Here is a 3,532-nt window from a genome sequence, read left to right on the forward strand (position 1 = left end):
TCCCAAAAAGCTATGTCATCGAGTCCATCACCTAAGCGACCAGCCGAACCAGTAAGCCGAAAATCTCCATCTTGTAGAGAAGTGCCAGTTGTTGGCACTGTATTAGGGTCAGCTTTAACTGTGGAGGTAATAGATATTGCAGCAGCATTTCCAGTGGTGAAGAAAGCTGTGGTTGCTAAAGTTATGGTTGTAGCAAATATTTTACGGACAAAGGGAAAGAGTGACTTGAGTTTGGTAGACATATAACACTCCTGGTTTGAAATCAAAGTTAGGTTTGTGTTTTTGATATTCAGGACTTACGCAATACCAGGTATTTCCGTCATTGCGCATAGGGAAGCAATCTCAAACCTAGATTTTGCTTCTCTCATCGGTAATATCATGTCCGGATAATCAGTGATAAAAAAAGTTTTTGTTTGTAGTAGGGCTTTAGCCCGAAGTGTAGATAGGGCTAAAGCCCTACTACGAACTCTAATTATAACTATTTAAGCGGACATGATATAAGTCCTAATATTTTCAAAGAGCGATCGCTATTAAAGAACAAAAATCCCTATGTACAGGCAAACGGTCGTTTGCCTCTACGAGTGGTTAGTAGTGGGAATACATGATTCTGGTTAAACCAGATTTCGATCTAAATTGTGGTTGGAAAGATATATTGAGCGATCGCTCTGATATAATGGTGAGCTTAGAAGTATAATTCCCGGTTTTCCTTAATCTTTTTTTTTATTTTTGCTGCTTGTTATTTGCATACAAGTAGACAAACTAGAAAACAAGAATCTAGTTTAAGTAGTCCCACGGTTGTAAAATACTAGCTCAAATACAATGTTGACCTCCTATGGATAAATCAGTTGATAATTAGTTTGGACATTGGGTTGAACAAGTCTACATTTATATATCAGCCCTGGAGAAAAAAATCGTGCAAAATTAATTAGATTTGAACTAACCCACATCTATACATCAGTCTTATAGAAAAAAATCGTGCAAATTTTGATGTATTTAATTTCTGACTTAATAATTTTTCACATAAATTAAAAGTAATTGTGAAATTTTTATCAAGTAGTATTCAGGTAGTTGTATGATTAAGTAAAAAAATTTTATTAACATACGATCGCTCAAGTCCCAGGTAGAAGCAATCGCTTTTTGAAAAAAAATAGTGTTTATCTTAATTCATAGTTTGATTCAGCAAGGCCAAATGATATACTAGCAGTAAACATTATCCAAACTTTTTAACCCAAAAGGATAAAAATTATAAAAATTGACGCTGAAAGAAAAATAACTATCCCTCGATAAATTCAAAACTTACTTGAGTTTCGACCAGGTACAGAAGTTCAACTTGCAGTAGAACGGATACTTTGCAAATTCACAAGCTTCAAAACTTTAATGGAGGAGAAGAAATGATTGCTGCCATTCGTAGCAAAGCAACCAATCGCCTGACGACTAATGAAATTATGCAACTAACCCAACTGTTTTTACAATTCCCACCAATCTTCTAATAAAGTATACAAAACAGGAACTACAATTAAACTCAACAATGTAGAAGTAATCAACCCGCCAATAATCCCCACAGCTAAAGGTTGTCGTAATTCTGCTCCTGCTCCTAATCCCAGAGCGATCGGCAACATCCCTAAAACAGTCGAACTTGTGGTCATTAAAATCGGTCGCAGTCGCACTATCCCAGTTTGCAAAATTGCTTCTCTCCGGTCTAACCCTGACTGACGCAATTGATTAATATAATCCATCAACAACAAGGCATTTTTGTCGAGCAAACCCAGGAGAAAAATCAGACCTAATAAAGAAATAACGCCAAAATCACTCTGAGTAACTAACAACCCTAACATTGCTCCCACAATAGATAGAGGCAAACACAATCCTACTACCAAAGGTTCTAAAAATCTACGAAAAAGTAACAATAGCACTGTCAACATACAGACAACAGACAAACCTAAAGTTACCCCAAAACTACCAAATACTTCTCCCACTCTCAGAGAATCTCCTCCCAAGTCTAACTCGACACCATCTGGTAAAATAGGTTGAGCTATATCTACTGCTAGATTAATAGCATCCGCTAATCCCAAACCATCAGAGAGATTAGCCGTAATATACACAACCTGTTTCAGACCGCGACGAGTTATTTCCATCGGGTTATCAAAATTCTGAAACTGAGACGTTATAGTTATGTCTACAAAACCCGGTATTTTTTGAATCTGAGTTTGAATTTCGGTAGCACTATTGTGAAGAATTTCCCGGTTATCTCCCAACAGCATTATTTCAAAAGGTTTTCCTGCACCAGTCTCCACAAAAGGAATATCCTCAACACTGACAGTAACCTTTTCTAATTCTGATAAAGCAGTACGAGTTTGCTCTTGTACTTGGGTAGTGGTTAGCGACCGCTCTTTTTTCAGTTTCACATACACTTTACCACGATTTGGTTCACCCTGGAAACCTGCGATACTAAAAACTGATTCTACTTCTGGGGAAGATAAAACAATTTGCTCAATTTGTTGAGCTATTCTCCGAGATTTTCTTAACAATATTCTGGTGGGAGAGTTGGTTAGATCGTTTATCCAATTAAATGCACCTTCCCCAAAAATTGAGTTTTGAGGAGGCGGTTGAATTTCTTGGGGAGGCAGAGATTTTTCAGTATTAGTGGCAAAATTAGGCAGAGGATAAGAGTAGGTAATATTAAATTCTCCTCGGTCGAGTTGAGGTACTAACCCTTTAGGAATTAGAGGAATCATGGCTACACCAGCAACAAAACTGAGTAAAGCTATTGCAATGACAATTTTGCGATGGTCTAGTGACCAGTTAAGTAATTTTTGGTATTGATTTGATAAAATATTCTCCCACTGTGGTGTTTGATTTAATAAATTTTCTTGCTCCCTTGGGGTTGACTTGTGACTTTTAACTTCATTATTATTTCCTTCTAAATTCTGATAACTTCTGATTTCTGACTTCTGACTTCTGACTTCATTTAGCCACCAACTTGCCAATACTGGGGATAAAGTGCGGGCAACCAATAAAGAAATTAATACTGCTGCGGAAACAGTTAAACCAAAAGGTTGAAAAAATTGACCGAGAGTATCTCCCATAAAAGCAACTGGCAGAAATACTGCTGCAATAGTGCAAGTAGAAGCAACAACAGTTAAACCTATTTCATCAGTGCCAGAAATTGCAGCTTGTCTCGGAGTTTCTCCTGCTTCGAGATGTCTAGCAATATTTTCCACATCTACAATAGCATCATCAACAATAATTCCAATAATTATTGCCAATGCTAGGAGAGTAATAGTTTCTAAATTAAATCCAAATATTGCCATAACAATAGAAGTTCCTAATAAGGAAATAGGTATTGCCAAAGCTGTAATCATTGTTGCCGCAACATTCCGCAAGAAAGGAAAAATTATTGCCACCGCCAGAATAATTCCTAATAACAAAGCATCAATAGTAGCTTGAGTTGCCTCCTGAATATAATCTGCTTGAGTTTCTGCTAAAACGAGTTTAATTTCAGGTAAGTCAGACTGCAATTTTGCTATAGTTG

At 36.9% G+C, this 3,532-nt stretch carries 2 protein-coding genes; both read right to left on the reverse strand.

All coding sequences use genetic code 11. The features are described 5' to 3' along the window. Positions 1-242 (reverse strand): hypothetical protein (locus F6K22_RS35930; RefSeq protein WP_293109386.1); only part of this gene is annotated, 242 nt, incomplete at its 3' end. A 1,224-nt stretch (positions 243-1,466) separates the two neighbouring features. Further along, the coding region (locus F6K22_RS35935; protein ID WP_293109387.1) for an efflux RND transporter permease subunit at positions 1,467-3,532 on the reverse strand (2,066 nt) is incomplete at its 5' end.

The sequence above is a fragment of the Okeania sp. SIO2F4 genome, assembly GCF_010672385.1.
In the GTDB taxonomy this organism is placed as follows: Bacteria; Cyanobacteriota; Cyanobacteriia; order Cyanobacteriales; family Microcoleaceae; genus Trichodesmium.